General features: G+C 38.7%; 11 protein-coding genes and 1 pseudogene. 10 read left to right on the top strand and 2 right to left on the bottom strand.

From position 1 onward, the window contains the following. The first annotated feature begins 176 nt into the window (after positions 1-176). From V7K67_RS26950 to V7K67_RS26915, 8 genes and pseudogenes are all read left to right on the top strand, one after another. Positions 177-2,600, top strand: coding sequence for a glycoside hydrolase family 15 protein (locus V7K67_RS26950; protein WP_335169150.1), 2,424 nt, complete (start codon positions 177-179; stop codon positions 2,598-2,600). Between the two features lie 55 nt (positions 2,601-2,655). Further along, on the top strand, positions 2,656-3,114 hold the full coding sequence (locus V7K67_RS26945) for a cupin domain-containing protein (protein ID WP_335169148.1): 459 nt from the start codon (positions 2,656-2,658) through the stop codon (positions 3,112-3,114). 314 nt (positions 3,115-3,428) lie between these two features. Next, a pseudogene (locus tag V7K67_RS26940) lies at positions 3,429-4,613 on the top strand (cation:proton antiporter); the annotation flags it as partial. Positions 4,614-4,775: 162 nt separating this feature from the next. Further along, complete coding sequence (locus tag V7K67_RS26935) at positions 4,776-5,567, top strand: alpha/beta fold hydrolase (RefSeq protein ID WP_442943939.1); 792 nt, start codon at positions 4,776-4,778, stop codon at positions 5,565-5,567. A gap of 23 nt (positions 5,568-5,590) precedes the next feature. Then, a complete protein-coding gene (locus tag V7K67_RS26930) occupies positions 5,591-7,231 on the top strand; it encodes an alpha/beta hydrolase (protein ID WP_335169144.1) in 1,641 nt (546 codons plus the stop codon). Positions 7,232-7,306: 75 nt separating this feature from the next. Then, positions 7,307-8,203: a DUF3267 domain-containing protein gene (locus tag V7K67_RS26925; protein WP_335169143.1), complete on the top strand. Its 897-nt coding sequence runs from the start codon at positions 7,307-7,309 to the stop codon at positions 8,201-8,203. A gap of 243 nt (positions 8,204-8,446) precedes the next feature. After that, complete coding sequence (locus V7K67_RS26920) at positions 8,447-10,693, top strand: HD family phosphohydrolase (protein WP_442943938.1); 2,247 nt, start codon at positions 8,447-8,449, stop codon at positions 10,691-10,693. A gap of 259 nt (positions 10,694-10,952) precedes the next feature. After that, complete coding sequence (locus V7K67_RS26915; RefSeq protein ID WP_335169139.1) at positions 10,953-11,594, top strand: type I restriction endonuclease subunit R; 642 nt, start codon at positions 10,953-10,955, stop codon at positions 11,592-11,594. 375 nt (positions 11,595-11,969) lie between these two features. Here the strand turns inward: V7K67_RS26915 and V7K67_RS26910 are convergent, their stop codons facing one another. After that, positions 11,970-13,772, bottom strand: a complete 1,803-nt coding sequence (locus V7K67_RS26910) for a GmrSD restriction endonuclease domain-containing protein (RefSeq protein ID WP_335169137.1) — start codon at positions 13,770-13,772, stop codon at positions 11,970-11,972. Between the two features lie 662 nt (positions 13,773-14,434). Then, complete coding sequence (locus tag V7K67_RS26905) at positions 14,435-15,136, bottom strand: response regulator transcription factor (RefSeq protein WP_335169135.1); 702 nt, start codon at positions 15,134-15,136, stop codon at positions 14,435-14,437. A 390-nt stretch (positions 15,137-15,526) separates the two neighbouring features. Here V7K67_RS26905 and V7K67_RS26900 point away from each other — a divergent pair, with 390 nt between their 5' ends. Together V7K67_RS26900 and V7K67_RS26895 are read left to right on the top strand one after the other, a co-directional pair. Next, on the top strand, positions 15,527-16,363 hold the full coding sequence (locus V7K67_RS26900; RefSeq protein ID WP_335169133.1) for a sulfite exporter TauE/SafE family protein: 837 nt from the start codon (positions 15,527-15,529) through the stop codon (positions 16,361-16,363). A 1-nt stretch (position 16,364) separates the two neighbouring features. Continuing rightward, a complete protein-coding gene (locus V7K67_RS26895; protein ID WP_335169131.1) occupies positions 16,365-16,754 on the top strand; it encodes a DUF1634 domain-containing protein in 390 nt (129 codons plus the stop codon). Positions 16,755-17,147 lie beyond the last annotated feature (393 nt).

The raw sequence follows: 17,147 nt of genomic DNA, 5'->3' as shown, positions 1-17,147 counted from the left end.
CATGGATTAACTTCTGCCTTTAATTGCTGTAACCCCTTCACCCATTCTATTTTGCCTGATTTCAGCAACTAATTACCCCTGTGAACGGTTACTTAACTGCATCTCGCAAATATTCTCAAACTTCTCAATAAAATTTTAATAAAAATCAACAACAGCGCTGATTTGCCCAACAAACTATGGTAAAAATTCTTAGTCAAGGACAGGCTTTTGGCTCACCAGGTATCGATCCTCGATGGACTCATGCCAATAAAGATGGAGTCGGAACAGCTTACTCTACCTCTAGTAACATTTGGTTTACTATCTGGAATGGTGTTGTGACTGAAATCTACCACCCCACAATAGATAAACCCCAAATTCGGGATTTACAGTATCTTATTTCTGATGGTAAAAGCTTTTTTCACGAAGAGAAACGCCATCTCGAATCAAAAGTGGAACCGATGTGGACTGATGGTTTAGGATACCGCATCACTAATTCCGATCCCCAAGGGCGTTATGCGGTGATTAAGGAAGTGATTGCCGACCCGCATTTATCCTGTATTTTACAGCACACGAAATTAACAGGAGACAGCGAGTTTATCTCTCAACTTCAGCTATACGCCTTGTGTGCGCCGCATCTGGAAGTTGGAGGTAGAGGTAATAATGGTTACGCTATGGAAGTTGCTGGACATCGGATTCTCACAGCCGAGAAAGGAGGAAGATGGTTAGCGATGGGTGCAACAATTCCCTTTACCCGTCTTTCTTGTGGCTACGTTGGTGAAAGTGATGGTTGGACAGATTTAGCTGATAATTTTCAGATGGATTGGGAGTTTGATAGTGCTGTAGATGGCAACATAGCATTAACTGGAGAACTAAATTTAGATAGCACTAAAGAGTTTACTTTAGGGTTGGCATTTGGGACAAATCTGCATAATGCAATTTCTACACTGTTTCAGTCGCTCAATATTCCTTTTGAAAAGCAGAAACAGCTATATAACGAACAGTGGAAGCGATGTCTAACGACAAGCCGCTCCGCGTCTACGCGCGACAACATCAAACCATTAGAAAATAGTTCTTACGATGATGGGAAGTTGTATCACAACAGCATTAGTCTGTTGTTGGCACATGAAGACAAGACTTATCCAGGTGCATTAATTGCATCCCTGGCTATCCCTTGGGGTGAAGCCAAAGACGACCAAGACCAAGGAGGATATCACCTTGTCTGGACGCGGGATATGGTTAGCAGTGTAGCAGGTTTGGTGGCTGCTGGCGAAACAGATACAGCAGTGCGATCGCTAATTTATCTCGCCACTAGTCAGCAGGAAGATGGCGGTTTCCCCCAAAATTTTTGGGTTGATGGTAAACCTTATTGGACAGGTATCCAGCTTGATGAAGTGGCATTTCCCATTCTGTTAGCATGGCTATTGCATCAGCAAAAAACTTGTTTAAACTTCGATATTTATCCAATGATTTTACGGGCGGCTGGTTATTTAATTCATCATGGGCCAGCTACCCAACAAGAACGCTGGGAAGAAAATAGTGGTTATTCACCATCAACATTAGCATCTAATATTGCCGCCTTAATTTGTGCTGCTCAATTTGTTCGCGAACGTGGCGATGAAGCAACAGCAAACTTTATCGAAGAATACGCTGATTTTTTAGAATCTCACATCGAAGCTTGGACAGTTACTACTGAAGGAACTTTAGTTTCTGGCATCAAACGCCATTACATTCGGATTACTCCTACAGATATTAATAATCCTCAACCCAACGAAAATCCTAACCAAGGAACTCTTGTTATCAGCAGTCAACCACCTGGCGAACCGTCAGAATTTCCCGCGAAGGAAATTGTTGATGGTGGGTTTTTGCAATTAGTACGCTATGGAATTCGCAAACCTGATGACCCGATTATTGTTGATTCTGTCAAAGTAATTGATGCAGTTTTAAAAGTAGATACATCTGCTGGGCCTTGTTGGCATCGTTACAACCACGACGGTTACGGACAGCAAGAAGACGGCAGTCCTTATACCGGTTTTGGTAAGGGACGTGCTTGGCCTCTCTTAACAGGAGAACGGGGACATTATGAATTAGCTATGGGCGGCGATGTCAAAACATATATTAAGGCGATGGAAGGATTTGCATCAGATACTTGTTTACTACCTGAACAGGTTTGGGATGAAGCAGATATATCTGAAAACCATCTGTATTTAGGAAAACCAACAGGTTCCGCAATGCCTTTGATGTGGGCACATTCGGAGTATATCAAACTGCTACGGTCAAATCATGATGGTCAGGTATTTGATTTGATTCCACAGGTGGCGAATCGATATCTAGGCGAAAGAAAGCAGTGTAAATCGTTAGAAATTTGGAAATTTAACCGACAAATAGATAAAGTTAAAAAAGGCTATACATTGCGAATTCACGCTTTAGTATCTTTTCACTTGCACTGGTCAGATGATAATTGGCAAAATGTCAAAAATACACCTGCTAATTCTACAATGTTAGGAGTTAATTTTGTAGATATTTTTATTTCTGATAATCAGCAACAGCCAATCAACTTTACCTTTTTCTGGATTGAAAGCAGCAAGTGGGAAGGACGCAATTATACGGTTAGAATTTCGTAATTCCTAATTTCTAGTTCGTTGTTCAATACATTTCGGATCAAAAAGAGCCATTATTATGCAGAATAACTCATCACCCAAACCAACAATTGAATACTGGCACGTCTGGACTGACAACGACGGTATAAGTCACCAATCCCGTTGTCAAATTGAAGACTTCATCGAAAAAGGTATAGCCCCGGATACCTCACCGCAGTGGCTTTCTAATTTGAAACAGTCCGGTGCTACAATCACTTTTACTGTGCTACCTGTGGGATGGGTTGGTAACTGGCATGAAAACCCGAAACCCCAGTGGATCATACCTTTGTCGGGACGCTGGTTTGTGGAGACTATGGACGGACAGCGAGTCGAGATGGGTGTTGGCGAAATTTCCTTTGGAGAAGATCGGGGTACGAAAGCAGACGCGCAAGGTCATAAAGGTCACTTATCTGGAACAGTAGGCGATGTACCAGCTGTTCTAATAATGGTGCAATTTGAAGAGACTCCGACTGTAAATCAATCTTGTCGATTTAGGTAAGTGGGTTAGTAGCCAATACAGTTCAGAATGAGCAACAAAATATTTGTAGAGACGGCGATTTATCGCGTCTCGAAAACCCAAAATTGTTGCTAGTAGCCCTTAACCCAGGCGTATTGAGTTAGCGATCGCTAGCAGTGCGTTAGTATACTCCTTTGGTGAAGTAAACTATGCTCCCGCCTGTCGCGCCAGTATCAACCTCTTAAAAAGCTAGTACAGCACAGCGTAAATAGCTATCATTTTTTTCCTGAAATATAAACCTCATAATTTAGGAGTATTCAGTTATAGGAGGTTGTACAACACAACTTAAATTTTCTATGGAAGAATCCTTACCCATTACTATTCTGATCAGTGCAACAGTTGTAGCTGGTATTGCTGCTCAAGTTTTAGCTGGTTATTTTCACATTCCTAGTATAGTCTTGCTACTTCTATTTGGGATTCTTCTGGGGCGAGATGGTTTTGATTTTTTAAATCCATCTTTACTGGGTGTTGGTTTAGAAGTTGTAGTTTCCCTCTCAGTGGCGCTGATTTTATTCGAGGGTGGTTTAAATCTAAAGTTAGGAGAGTTAAAAGAGGTTTCTAGTAGTCTTCGCAATCTTGTCACTTTAGGAGTGCTAATTACCTTAACTGGTGCTGGAATAGCTGCACACTGGCTGAGTGAATTTCCCTGGTCAATTGCTTTTCTTTATGCCTCCTTAGTAGTTGTGACAGGCCCAACAGTAATTAATCCACTCCTCAAACAAATTGGTGTAGAAAAAAAAGTCTCAACACTTTTAGAAGGAGAGGGTGTTTTTATCGATCCAATTGGTGCAATTTTGGCTGTGATTGTGCTTCACTTTGTCTTAAGTGGAAATGTGGAGCCACTCATTTTAATTAAGGGTCTAGTTTTGCGTTTAGGTATAGGCATAGCTATTGGTACAACTGGAGGCTGGTTGCTATCCCAAATTATCAAACAGGATAAATTCTTATCCCAAGAGTTAAAAAATCTAGTTGTTTTAGCTAGTGTCTGGGGTTTATTTAGTTTGGCACAAGTTTTACGTGGTGAGTCTGGTTTGGTGGTTGCTGTAGTTATGGGGATAGTTTTAAAAGCTAGTAACCTACCTTCAGAACCTTTATTGCGTCGATTTAATGAACAGTTGAGTATTTTAGCCAATTCAGTTTTGTTCATTCTGTTAGCAGCAGACTTATCAATTGCCAGTGTTTTTGCTTTAGGTTGGGGTAGTGTTCTGACAGTTTTAGTACTGATGCTGATAGTGCGTCCTATTAATATTTTAATATCTACTTGGAATCAAGATTTTAACTGGCAACAGCAGTTATTTTTATCTTGGGTTGCTCCTCGTGGAATTGTAGCTGCTTCTTTAGCTTCTTTATTTGCGGTTTCACTTACAAAACAGGGTATTAATGGCGGTGATTCAATTAAAGCCTTAGTATTTTTGACAATAATGATGACAGTTTTTTTCCAAGGATTGACGGCTGGTTGGGTCGCCAGTCTGCTTGATTTACGTTTAATACAGGAGTCTTTCCCAGCAGATAGTGATGATATTAAAACACAAGAAAGTGGAAAAATAAGCAGGACTGCTTCTGAATTAGTTTAGTCGGAATTAAGATTATTTGATGACTTGCCAACGTTAGAGCTTTCATTATCAATATATATTAGTTTAGTTATGCCACCTAAAACTCAAAGTCATCCTTATTTTATAACTACGCAATCATCTAACCCAAATTATCCACTCTTTGTGTTTCTACCGGGGATGGATGAGACTGGGAAGGAATTGATATATATTCAAACAGCAGGTTTAGAAGCTGCTTTTGATGTGCGTTGTTTTGTTATTCCACCTGACGATCTAACAAGTTGGGATGAAATGACAGAAAAAGTGATAAGTTTAACTAAGATAGAACTAGAAAAAACACCGCGTAGGCACGTTTATCTTTGTGGAGAATCATTCGGTGGTTGCTTGGCACTCAAAGTCATAGAAAAGTTTCCTCAGCTATTTACAAAGATTATTTTAATTAATTCTGCTTCTTCATTTCATCGAGTACCTTGGTTAAATTTAGGTTCACTTTTATTTCCTTACACACCTCAACTTTTTTATAAAATATCCTCGTTTTTATCTTTACCATTTCTAGCTAATTTAAGTCGAATTCCACCTACTGCAAGCCTTGCTCTTTCAAAATCGACTAGTTCCGCACCACAAGAAACTGCGAATCAGCGATTATCCCTGATGAGAGACTTTGATATTGACGAGAATAAATTATCTCAAATTACTCAACCTGTCTTACTAATTGGTAGTAGAAATGACCGACTTTTACCTTCAGAAGCAGAAGCACAATATTTAAGTAATATTTTCCCTAATCATCAGATCATAACTTTACCTCATAGCGGTCATGCTTGCTTAGTTGAAAGGGATGTTAATCTCTATCAACTTTTATTATCCGCTAATTTTACTGTTGCATAATGTACTATTTTAAATGATATATCATGACTCATTTGATAAATCAAAAAACTGTTTGGCTAAAATTGGCTTTGAGAATTTTTAGTATCGGGTTGCTACCTACACTAACTGCTTATCCCGCTTTCGGTGCAGAACGACTAAAATTTAATTATGGTCTTTTAGAAAGGTCTATCCCCATTAGTTCCCTCGAAACCTATGCTACAACAGGCAAAGTAGACAATGATTTAGCTGGATATAGTCATTATGTAGACAAAAAACAACTAACTCAACTGCGGAAGGTTTTACTAACTCCTATTCCTTTAAATCAAGTAGAAATTTCGCAATTTCTTTATACACCCATTGGTGAGCGATTATTAGAAAAATTGGGGAAAGTTATTCAGACAGAATCTCGCTTATCAGGGTTCTATGCAATTCGCGCCGCACTAATTTTGTCAGCCGCAGATCAAAAAAATTTTACGCTTTTAAATGTATTACGTCAGTTTCCAGCAAGCGCAATTTCCATTAACTTAGACCAGAGTTTGGCAATAGCAGAGTCACTACAGAATTTAGTAAATCAAACTCAAAATGCAGTTGCACTTATTAACCAACAATCCCAACAAAAAGTAACTACAGCTTCTACACTTAAAACTGTTCCATTAATGGACTTGGGAAAAACCGGAAGTTTTCGCTTCTCAAAGCAAACAATTACACTTAATGACCTCTCACGTCAGAGGAGATTTCCTGCTGATATTTACCTCCCAACTACTCAAACTCCTCGTCCGATAATTGTCATTTCCCACGGACTTGGTTCTGATAGAACGAGTTTTGCATATCTAGCTGAACATCTCGCATCTTATGGTTTTGTGGTTGCTGTTCCAGAACATCCTGGTAGTAATTCAAAACAAATACAAGCATTATTAGCGGGTACAGCAGATACAATTACCAATCCTAGAGAACTAATTGATAGACCTTTAGATATAAAATTTTTATTAGATGAACTCACTAGATTGTCACAGTCTGATTCAACATTTAAGGGACGTTTAAATTTACAAGAAATTGGTATAGTAGGGCAATCCTTTGGTGGATATACAGCCTTAGCATTGGCAGGTGCAAAGATTAATTTTCAGCAAGTGAAAGCTGACTGTCCAGCCTTGAAAGATACTTTAAATGTTTCACTATTACTTCAATGTTTAGCGCTCAAGTTACCAAAGACTCAATATAATTTATCAGATCAAAGGATAAAAGCGGCGATTGCAATTAATCCAGTTGATAGTAGTATTTTTGGTCAGGCTAGTCTCAGCCAAATCAAAATTCCAGTGATGATTGTATCTGGCAGTGCTGATACAGTTGCTCCGGCTTTAGCAGAGCAAATTCAGCCTTTTACTTGGTTAACAACTCCAAATAAATATTTAGTAATTATCAATGGCGGGACACATTTTTCTACGATTGCAGAATCACCAAATGCAACTGTGCCTGTTCCTTCACAAGTAATCGGTTCAAGTCCTGCTTTGGCACGTCGTTATGTTAAAGCTTTGAGTGTTCCCTTTTTTGAAACATACATTGCTGAACAATCAATTTACCTTCCCTATTTGAGTACAGATTACATTAATACAATTAGTCAGCAACCACTACCGCTAAGTTTAATTAAATCTCTGACAGATGAACAACTACAAGAAGCGTTTAAATAGATCAACCTATAGAGTGATGGAAAAACACTAAATATTATTAATCTAAAAAATAAGTGTTGATAATTAGCAGTAATTATGAATATAGCAACTCGAAATGAGCCAATCTATGTATTTCATATAACTCCAGAAATATCACTAATTTGGACTATCTTAGGTTCATTATTGTTAATATTGGCAGCAGCAGGTGCAAGTTGGTATTATGCCATAATTCACGAACAAACAGTAATTTTTAGTGTAGAAAGTTCTGGAGATGGAGCTTGGCGAGGAATTATTGCTTTTTTAGTTTTGCTTACTATTATTTGTATAACTACCATTGTTCATGAATTGGTGCATGGAATTGCGTTTGCTGCCTTTGGTGGTTCACCGCGTTATGGATTGAAAGTTAAATATTTCTTACCTCTTGCTTACGCCACTTCACCAGGTGACTTTTTTCGTCGTAATGCTTTTATTATGATTGGGTTAGCACCATTGGTAGTCCTTGATATTGTATGTTTATTACTGCTAGCAATTTTCCCCCAAGCAAGTTGGTTAACTTGGGTAATTGCATTCAATACAGGCGGTGCAATTGGCGATATCTGGATAGCAGTACAATTGCTACGCTGTCCGCAGTCAATTCGAGTCGAAGATAGGGAAGAAGGTATAGCAATTTACGCACCTCCTAGTGTGACTCGCCGAGAGCTTCCTTTTGCTAGAACTGATAAAAATAAACCTCTCTCAGGTGTAAAAGCTTTGTTAAACCTCGCTTTTATGTCTTTGGCATTGGTGCTGATTTCTGGCTTTTTACTAATACCAGTATTGAAAACCTTAGAAGTTCCTTCATTTATTATCGGTAATAATTCTTTCTGGATTTTCCGGTGGATAAATAACACAAAAGGATTTAGTATTGAATTTAACTGGATATCTTTTGTTACAGTTATTTTTACATTATTGTTACTAAGTTTTTTAACTAATATGCTTCGGCGACGACAGTAGTATAAATTACTCAAATAAGTAGATATAGCAATCCTACTTTTGCTTTTGTCAATATTGCTTATGTTGTGAATTTTGATCGTCAAAGTGCAGCCAAAGCAATATTCCGCCAAGTATAATGAACAAGCACTATAGTGGTGTGGTTTTTGGGGGTGATGTTTGAGTTTATTTCGTAGGGATTATAGGCAAACTAGACCTAAGAAGAGTAAGCGATCGCATCTAAAAAATCGTCTATATTCTATTGGGATATTTGTGTTTGTCGTACTATCTCTCTCCAGTGGACTAGGCTACCGTTTTTATAACCAACCAAAACTGGATGTAGGTAAGATAGCTCCCCAAACGCTTACCGCACCAAGTTCAGCCAATGTTGAAGATGTAAAAACAACAGAAGAAAGACGCAGGGAGGCTCGTAGCGGTGCTTCAGCAGTCTGGGTTGACGACCCAGTAATTAATGAGCAAATTCACCAAAATCTCCAGCAATTATTCACAAAAGGCAATCAAATCCGCGAAAATTTGGGCAATTTTCCCTTTGTTAAGACTTCAGTGTTGTCCACTGCTACACAAACTTACCTGCGACAAGCACCAGAACCTCAATGGCAGCAAGTATTACGAGGTTTGGATAAAAATAGCAATTTGACTGGTTTAAATTCTGCCCAACAGCTAGCAGTGAAAAAACTGCGAACTTACCGAGAGTCTAACTCCTCCCAGGCTTTTGCTCAACTATTAAAAGCGATCGCCCAAGCTCGTCAGCGCTATAATATCAGCCTAAAAGCCCTGAGCGCGATGTCTAAAAACAACACGCAAAGCGTCTATGCCCAACCCGAAACCCTTTACGATCCCACTTTCTTAAACCTGTCTGATACAGATTGGCAAAAAACTCAAATCCAAGTGCGTCAAACTTTAGACCGAATGTTAGCACAGGGTATTTATCCAGGGTTATCCAAAACGAACCTGAACTCTGCAATCGGGATGCAGGTGAGTGTTTCTGTGCCAGAAACAGCACAACCTTTAGCAAGGCGATTGCTATCAGAAGCGATCGCACCAAATTTAATTAAAGACATTGAGCAAACCAAGCTGATTGCAGAACAAGCCGCCGAAGAAGTAGAACCGACCATCGTCAGCATCCAAAAAGGTGAAGTTATCGTTCAGGCTGGAGCAAAAATTACCCAGGCTGATTTTGTTCTATTAGACCACTTTCACTTGAGTCAACGCGAAATCGATTGGCTGCATCTGATTCGTTTTAGTGGGATGGTGGGATTGGCTGTGGCTGTTTTCAAACTGGTAGAACGAAGGATTTACGCCAAATTACGACCAAGCGATTATCTCTTGATACTGCTCCTTACTCTCAGTGCGCCGTTGCTAATAATCTTGACCAAATCATTTACAGGCTTACCTGCTATTGGTTTGCTTGTTGGTAGCTTCTACGGTACTGCGATCGGAGGCACTGTTATGGGGTTACTAACGATATTGCTCTCAATGGGAACGGAACTTAGCTGGCATTATTTAGTACCTAGTGCAGCTGGCGGAATTCTTGGCGGATTGATGGCGGGACAATGGCGATACCCTGGTAGAGAAGCACTGCGAACGCGAGAGGAATTAGCTACCTTGGGAATCTTAATTGGGTTGACGCAGGGAGTAGTTTATTTGTTGGTCAACACTGCGATCGCACCCCTTTGGTATGCTGTGCTGGGTGCAGCCGTCCTCAACGGTTTAGCAGGGTTAGTTTGGAGCATCTTAGCACTAGGTTTAAGCCCCTACCTAGAAGCTTTATTCGATCTAGTCACGCCTATTCGTCTGGCTGAATTGTCCAATCCCAACCGACCTTTATTAAAACGCCTAGCTAATGAAGCTCCGGGAACTTTCCAGCACACACTGTTTGTCGCTACTCTAGCAGAAGCTGCGGCACGAGCATTAAATTGTAATGTGGAACTGGTTAGGGCTGGGGTTCTCTATCATGACATTGGTAAAATGCATGACCCTCTAGGATTTATTGAAAATCAAATGGGAGGTATTAATAAACACGATGTGATTAATGATCCCTGGAAAAGTGCGGAAATTATCAAAAAGCATGTGAGCGAAGGGTTAGTAATGGCTCGTCAACACAAGCTACCGAGCGCTATTCAGGCATTTATTCCCGAACATCAAGGAACTATTTTAATTGCATATTTCTACCAACAAGCACAGCAACAGCAACAAAATCCTGAAAAAGTTTTACACGAATCAGATTTCCGCTATGACGGCCCCATTCCCCAATCCAAAGAAACGGGGATTGCTATATTGGCTGATGCTTGTGAGGCGGCATTACGCTCCCTCAAAGACGCAACCCCAGAAGCAGCACTGGCAATGGTAAATAAAATCCTGAAAGCACGTTGGCAGGATAATCAGTTGATAGATTCAGGGTTAACACGGGCAGAGATGTCTCAAATTGCTCATATTTTTGTCCAGGTTTGGCAGCAATTTCATCACCAAAGGATTGCCTATCCTAAACTTTAGATATTAGCTAAGGCTACTCCTGGATTTCCAAAGTGCAATAGAGTTAATTTGGAAATGGGTTGCGATCGCTATTCCTGTGAGTCGTAATTTTTAGGCGATCGCCTCAACAATCTATCTTTTAAAGGCGATCGCTATTCCTGTGAGTCGTAATTTTTAGGCGATCGCTCTTTTGCTCTTAATATATCGTATATTAGGTATTGGAGCCTAGATCAAATCTCTAGACTTTTAAACTTCATGTAATTACTACAAGAATTTAACCGTGATTACAAATGCTAGTAGCCTTACCCTTGGCGCTCTCCGTCAAACTTTTGGCTTGAGACTAGACTCTAGCGATCGCTTTTTTGATGAATGGTTAAATAATGCGCCGACTCTAACCGAAGCGGAACTACAAGGATTAGATCGCCTCACTCGAAACTATACCTATCTCAGTCAAGAAGAACCACCTCTCGAAGAAATTGTTAAGCTTGTAGTTATATCACCATTGCTAGATTTAGCAGGTTTCTATCAGTTTCCTTTTTTGGTAAAAGCAGAAGTAAGTACCAATATCGAAGTTGCAGACGAAGCTAATGCTATTGCAGTTCAAGGCAGGATTGATATTTTGGTGATTCAAGATAGTTTTTGGATTTTGGTAATCGAGTCAAAGCCTGCAAGACTAGACGTTACGGCGGGAATTCCCCAAGCACTTACTTATTTGTTGAGCGCTCCCAACTTACAGTCAAGTTGTTATGGAATGGTTACAAACGGAAGAGAAGTATTGTTTTTGAAATGCGATCGCCACCAAAATGTCCCTCAATATACTAGATCCCATACTTATCGGTTACTTGAAAATACATCAGAACGTATCCAAGTTTTGCAGGGACTTAAACAAATTGGGGCTTATATTGGCGATTTGAGGAGTTAGGCGATCGCTATTACTGTGAGTCGTAATTTTTAGGCGATCGCTTAACTATTATTTGTCTTTGTAGCGAGACGCATCCTGAAAGGAATTGCCAATAACTTTTTAGAACTCAACAACGAAGTCAATCATTTTTGATGGAAAAATATTGACCAGAAACAGACAAACTTAACGGCTAAACTGAGCGGCAAGCGATCGACTCTAACTCAAAACCGATACACTGATCGCTGTCTCATTTTAGCTTTGCGATCGCATCTACAGTTACAGCTTAAAGTGCAATCTGGCTTCTGGTTAGTGCTACCAGAGAAAAGCAATTCTGGGTTTCCTGTTGTCAACCCAGCCTACGAAGCGGCGATCACACTACTACAACACCAGCGATTGTTATTGCTTTAACTGATGAAATCTTGAAAATAATTCAGAAAAGTTTTCAGGCTTGACTTCACTTAGACTACTAGCATATCTAACATAGTATTTTCCATTGTACACAGATGGAACATTACCAGATTCAATTTTAAGAATAATTACTGTTTTGTCAAAGTATTTAACATTAAAAATATTTCTTGAAATATTATCTTTGTCCCTCTCACTTAATGGTTCTTTATCAACTAGCTGTTTAATTTTTGTAAAGTATTTATCAATATCAACATGATATTTTTTAGCCTCGGAATCAATTCCAGTTACAAAGAAATTTGAATAGGATACACAATCCGAACTATAAATTTCTTTATATTTTTCTGATGTTTCCTTGTTGTCTGCAACACCTAAAAGGCAATATCCAGTTGACTTTGGAAAAGTATTTGCCATCGCTGTTAAAGTCTTTATTATTTTCGAGAACGTATCTTGATTAAGTGTGCTTTCAGTGACAATGAGAGGGTGTAATCCAACTTTGAAGTCATAAAGTGCCTGCTCTGTTGAACTTTGCATTAAAATATTCTCAAATCTTGTTATCCATTGATTTCTCGCTGGATCATTCTCAGCCTTCTTAGCAAAACATGATCTTATAACGCCGCAAAGAGCATCTAATTGTGTTTGTTTTTCTTTTGCAGACCAATTGCCACCACCAGCAGCAAGTCTTATCGTTTTATCACCTGCCTTATTAAGATGGCTTATTAGCAGCTTTTCATTAATAACTTCCGAATTTTCTTCTACTAAGATTTGGTATAAGGACAAAAATACAATTTGAAAGTATCTTGAAATTTTTGCTTGTTGATTTTCAAAAAGCAGAGAATTAAAAGTCTTGCCTGATTTGTTTATAATCTCAATGAGTTTGTCAAGAACAAATTGTACATTGGTAATTAGTAAATCTTCGTTGATCTTCTGTATCTGAATTTCAAGCGTGCTTGCAAGAGATTGTTCACTTTCACTATCATTGTAGCCATACAGTTGATTTAGAATATCAGAACTTGATCTTATTCCCTTGTCCATTGCCACCCATGCAACGATATCCGCAATTATCTCCTCGTCTCGTGACTGTCTTAAATCTTCTTTTGTAATGATGTTGTTTTTAACCCAAAAAATACTTTCTACAGAGATTCCGTAATCTAAATTACGATTAGTTATACTAATATTTTTCATAGAATTTAAATCTAAAATATCTGATACACTTGAATCTCCTCTGACATTGCTTGCAAGCTTTCTCACTATTGATGCAAATTTACTTGTTACACCTGCTTGTCTTAATTCTTGGCTTGAAAGATGTCTACCTCCAGAGTTCAAGCGTCTAAAAACTTCGTCAATATGACTTGTTCCTGCTTCTTTAAATACTGAAAGTGGAATTTGATATCGAACTATATTAGTGCATACTTTTCTGTCCAAAACATTGGTTTTTTGTATTATTTCTCCATTATCCTTAAGGAGTTTAGTGTCTGCCATTGTGTCTAGATCAAAGTACATCTCATTAATATCAAACTCTTGATCAATAAAAGACATAATTGCGTTTAATCGCTGCATCCCATCAATTATTTCTTGTTTTCTACCTTTTTCAGTAGTTACTTCAGCTAATAATACCAATGGAACTGGATATCCATTGATAATAGAATCTAAAAATGATCTCTTTTCGTCAACTGTCCATACCAACTTTCGTTGATAACGTCTATTAACTAAAAATTCTTTTGCAAGATAAGAACCATAAAGGCTTTGTATACTCTCACCTTTTATTGACAATCCAGAAGCATCTTGGCTCATATATCCCTAGCTAATATTAAGTAGATTTTAGTGCGATCGCCGATCTTGTAGGTTGGGTTAAGAAACGCAACCCAACTAAGGGAAATAATAACCTCATTGTGGGTTACTGCGTGCCGACTCAAGCTTAATCGTACAATCGTAACCATGTTTTTGGCTAATTGTCGAGTTACTTTGATCACTTTCTCTGATGAAGCGCGATCGCTATTCCTGTGAGTCGTAATTTTTAGGCTATCGCCTCAATTATCTAACTTCTAGAGGTTTTGCTGATAACTTAAGAATAAGGAAATAGGCGATCGCGTAACATAGAATTATAACTGACTTCAAAATGGCAAATTATATGCTATAAGCAAATATACGCGACAACCAAGAGCTTTCTCAGCTAATCCAACAAGCCAACTCTAAGCGATCGCCTTAGTCCAGGAAGGGCAACCAAAAGCAGTAGTCATCTCAGTTGCTCCCGACTTAATGAATTCTCGACATTTAAAAAGCTGGTTTACTAATTGCTTTTAGATAAAAATTAAAATTCCCCAAACCAATAATTAAATTGATTTGGAGAACTAATAGTGTTCTAGTGTAAAAGAAGAGGTTAACTTCAGTAATTGTAGTCTAACAATCAGTTGTAAAGATAAGAGGTAAATATCGGGTAGAAATCGGGTATTTTCCTAAAGCTGCTTTAAGCGATAGCCCAATCCATGAACTGTCTCAATAAAATCATCGGCAGCACCTACGTCTTTAAGTTTATACCGTAAACTTTTAATGTGAGACTTAACAGTTTCTTCGCTAGGAGGGTCATCAAGCGACCAGATGCGCTCAATAATTCCGGCTCGACTTAGCACCCGCCGACCGCTAGAAACCATTAATTCTAAAAGAGCAAATTCTTTAGGTGTTAGGTGTAAAGGCTTGTCAGAGTATGTGACTTCATAAGTGCTAGAATTTAAACGCAGATTACCCCAACCAAAGTCCGAAGAAGATGTTGCGGCACTATTGCGCCGCAATAGTGCGCGAACACGAGCCATTAACTCTGGCATTTCAAAAGGTTTGACCATATAATCATCTGCTCCAGCATCCAACCCGGTAATTTTGTCGCCAAGGGTATCGCGTGCTGTTAACATGAGTACAGGTATTGTGATGTTGCGTGATAAACTATGCCTTGATGTAGGCGATCGCAACCGTTCACAAAAACTTACACCATCTAACTTGGGTAAGGTAATATCTAGCACCACTAAATCATATTCCAATACTTTAATGCAATCCCATGCTTCCTCTCCATCTTGAGCTATGTCTACCACATATTGACGGTCAGTCAGGGCTTCCATCAGCATCTCTGCTAGCTGAACATCATCTTCGACTACCAAAATACGCATTGTGATAATATTTCTGTATTAAAAAATAGATAATACTATATTTTTTTAGAAAAATAACTTTCCCAACAGGTTTCTTATAACAAAGTGAGTGAGATAGGGGAAGAACTTTTACAGTAATAACCCCTCAAGATGACGATGACTTACAGTAGTTTAGCTGCTTAAATATCTGTTTTATAAATTTGAGAAAAATTTAGCGGAATAGACTATAAATGATTTTTCATTTTGACAGTTTTTTCAATGCTTTATATAAAAAATGATTAAAAACTTTTATTAATTCAATAAGAAAAAATATTTGTTTTTATAAATGAAAAAATATAAAGTAAAACCAACTAACCAGTGTGAAACTAATTGGTGTTTTTACCCATAAAACCAAATAGTGGAGAATAAACCTTGAATACTCTGGATTTTTCGCTATTAATATGGTTTGGCTCCTTGAGCGCTGGATTTTTAGGAGCTTTGACAGGCTTAGGTGGTGGCGTAGTAATTGTTCCTTTCCTCGCTGTAGTTTGTAGAGTGGATCTTCACTATGCTATTGGTGCTTCCTTAGTATCTGTGATTGCTACATCTAGTGGAGCAGCTTCTGCTTATGTAAAGGAAGGTTACACTAATATGCGACTAGGAATGTTCCTAGAAATAGCAACAACCTTTGGCGCTGTAGCTGGAGCGATTGTAGCAGCAAAGATTTCGACTGGGGCGATCGCTATTGTGTTTGGGATTGTTTTACTTTATAGTGCGTACCTATCTCGTAAACCCTACTCCGAAAACATCGATAATTTACCGCCAGATCCCCTGGCAACACGCTTGAAGCTAAATAGTACTTATCCAACTTCTACCGGAGAACAATCTTACAACGTGCGTGGTGTTCCCTTTGGATTTGGGCTAATGTTTATAGCTGGTGTACTTTCCGGCTTGCTAGGTATTGGTTCGGGAGCGCTCAAGGTGCTGGCAATGGATCAAATAATGCATATTCCATTCAAAGTTTCCACAACTACCAGCAATTTCATGATTGGAGTAACAGCAGCAGCTAGTGCAGGAATATATCTAAACCGAGGTTATATCGACCCCGGATTAGCAATGCCAGTGATGTTGGGAGTACTGTGTGGTGCTGTATTGGGGGCGCGAGTACTTGTCAGAGCTAGGGTACAACTTTTGCGAAATATTTTCAGTGGTGTGATTTTGGTACTGGCGCTGGAAATGATCTACAAAGGTCTAACTGGGAGGCTTTAAAATGGTTCTAAACAGACGTACTAAGTTTGAGCAGCGTTTTGAGCAATTTATTGGCAATCTGTTAAGAGTCGGGGTCATCCTTGCTAGCGTTCTGGTTCTAACGGGTGGAATTTTGTACTTAATTCGCCACGGGACTGAGGTTCCTAATTACCAGTTTTTTCGGGGAGAACCAGCAGAGTTTCGCACTCCAGCCGGGGTAAAAATATCAATATTATCAGGTCGTAACCGAGGCATTATTCAACTAGGACTACTGCTACTGATTGCTACTCCAGTTATGAGAGTTGTTTTTTCTCTGTTAGCCTTTGTTCGACTCAAAGATTATACCTATGTAATTGTGACTCTAATTGTACTGGCTGGGCTGATTTACAGTCTCATTGGAGAAAATTCTTAGATAGGTCTAAGTTGGCTTAGTATTACTTATGTTACTCTTGTACAAAGAATAGATACTCCTGTCTCTCTTATGACAAGCTGTTAAAGCCGAGGGAGCAGAAGGCGAAGGGTGTAAGGAAAAAATAATACTTAGTACAATACTTTTTTTAATAACTTCAAGAGTTTATTAGAACAGTGTTAGAAGTTGAAAACTCACAGACATACCTTTAAATTACTTTTTTGTCAATCATTCTTGTTTATCTTTTTGAAAAAAAATCGAAATAGCTCATATTACTTTATTACTTTAGAGTTTAGATAGAATTTTGGACTTTGGACAAAAATAAATTGTTCGCGTTTATCTTACGCGAACAAACGAATAATTAATTTTGTTTATAGTTATCAGCAGAAAAAAAGC

This window comes from Nostoc sp., from assembly GCF_036917155.1.
Lineage (GTDB): Bacteria > Cyanobacteriota > Cyanobacteriia > Cyanobacteriales > Nostocaceae > Nostoc.
Note: the sequence above shows the minus strand (reverse complement) of the source record. Positions and strands in the feature narration are given on the sequence as shown.

What these genes read in the sequence shown, in the direction of transcription:
- V7K67_RS26950 (WP_335169150.1), top strand. Translation starts at nt 177, where the DNA reads ATGGTAAAAATTCTTAGTCAAGGACAGGCTTTTGGCTCACCAGGTATC.
- V7K67_RS26945 (WP_335169148.1), top strand. Translation starts at nt 2,656, where the DNA reads ATGCAGAATAACTCATCACCCAAACCAACAATTGAATACTGGCACGTC.
- V7K67_RS26905 (WP_335169135.1), bottom strand. Translation starts at nt 15,136, where the DNA reads ATGCGTATTTTGGTAGTCGAAGATGATGTTCAGCTAGCAGAGATGCTG.
- V7K67_RS26895 (WP_335169131.1), top strand. Translation starts at nt 16,365, where the DNA reads ATGGTTCTAAACAGACGTACTAAGTTTGAGCAGCGTTTTGAGCAATTT.
- V7K67_RS26925 (WP_335169143.1), top strand. Translation starts at nt 7,307, where the DNA reads ATGAATATAGCAACTCGAAATGAGCCAATCTATGTATTTCATATAACT.
- V7K67_RS26930 (WP_335169144.1), top strand. Translation starts at nt 5,591, where the DNA reads ATGACTCATTTGATAAATCAAAAAACTGTTTGGCTAAAATTGGCTTTG.
- V7K67_RS26935 (WP_442943939.1), top strand. Translation starts at nt 4,776, where the DNA reads ATGCCACCTAAAACTCAAAGTCATCCTTATTTTATAACTACGCAATCA.
- V7K67_RS26910 (WP_335169137.1), bottom strand. Translation starts at nt 13,772, where the DNA reads ATGAGCCAAGATGCTTCTGGATTGTCAATAAAAGGTGAGAGTATACAA.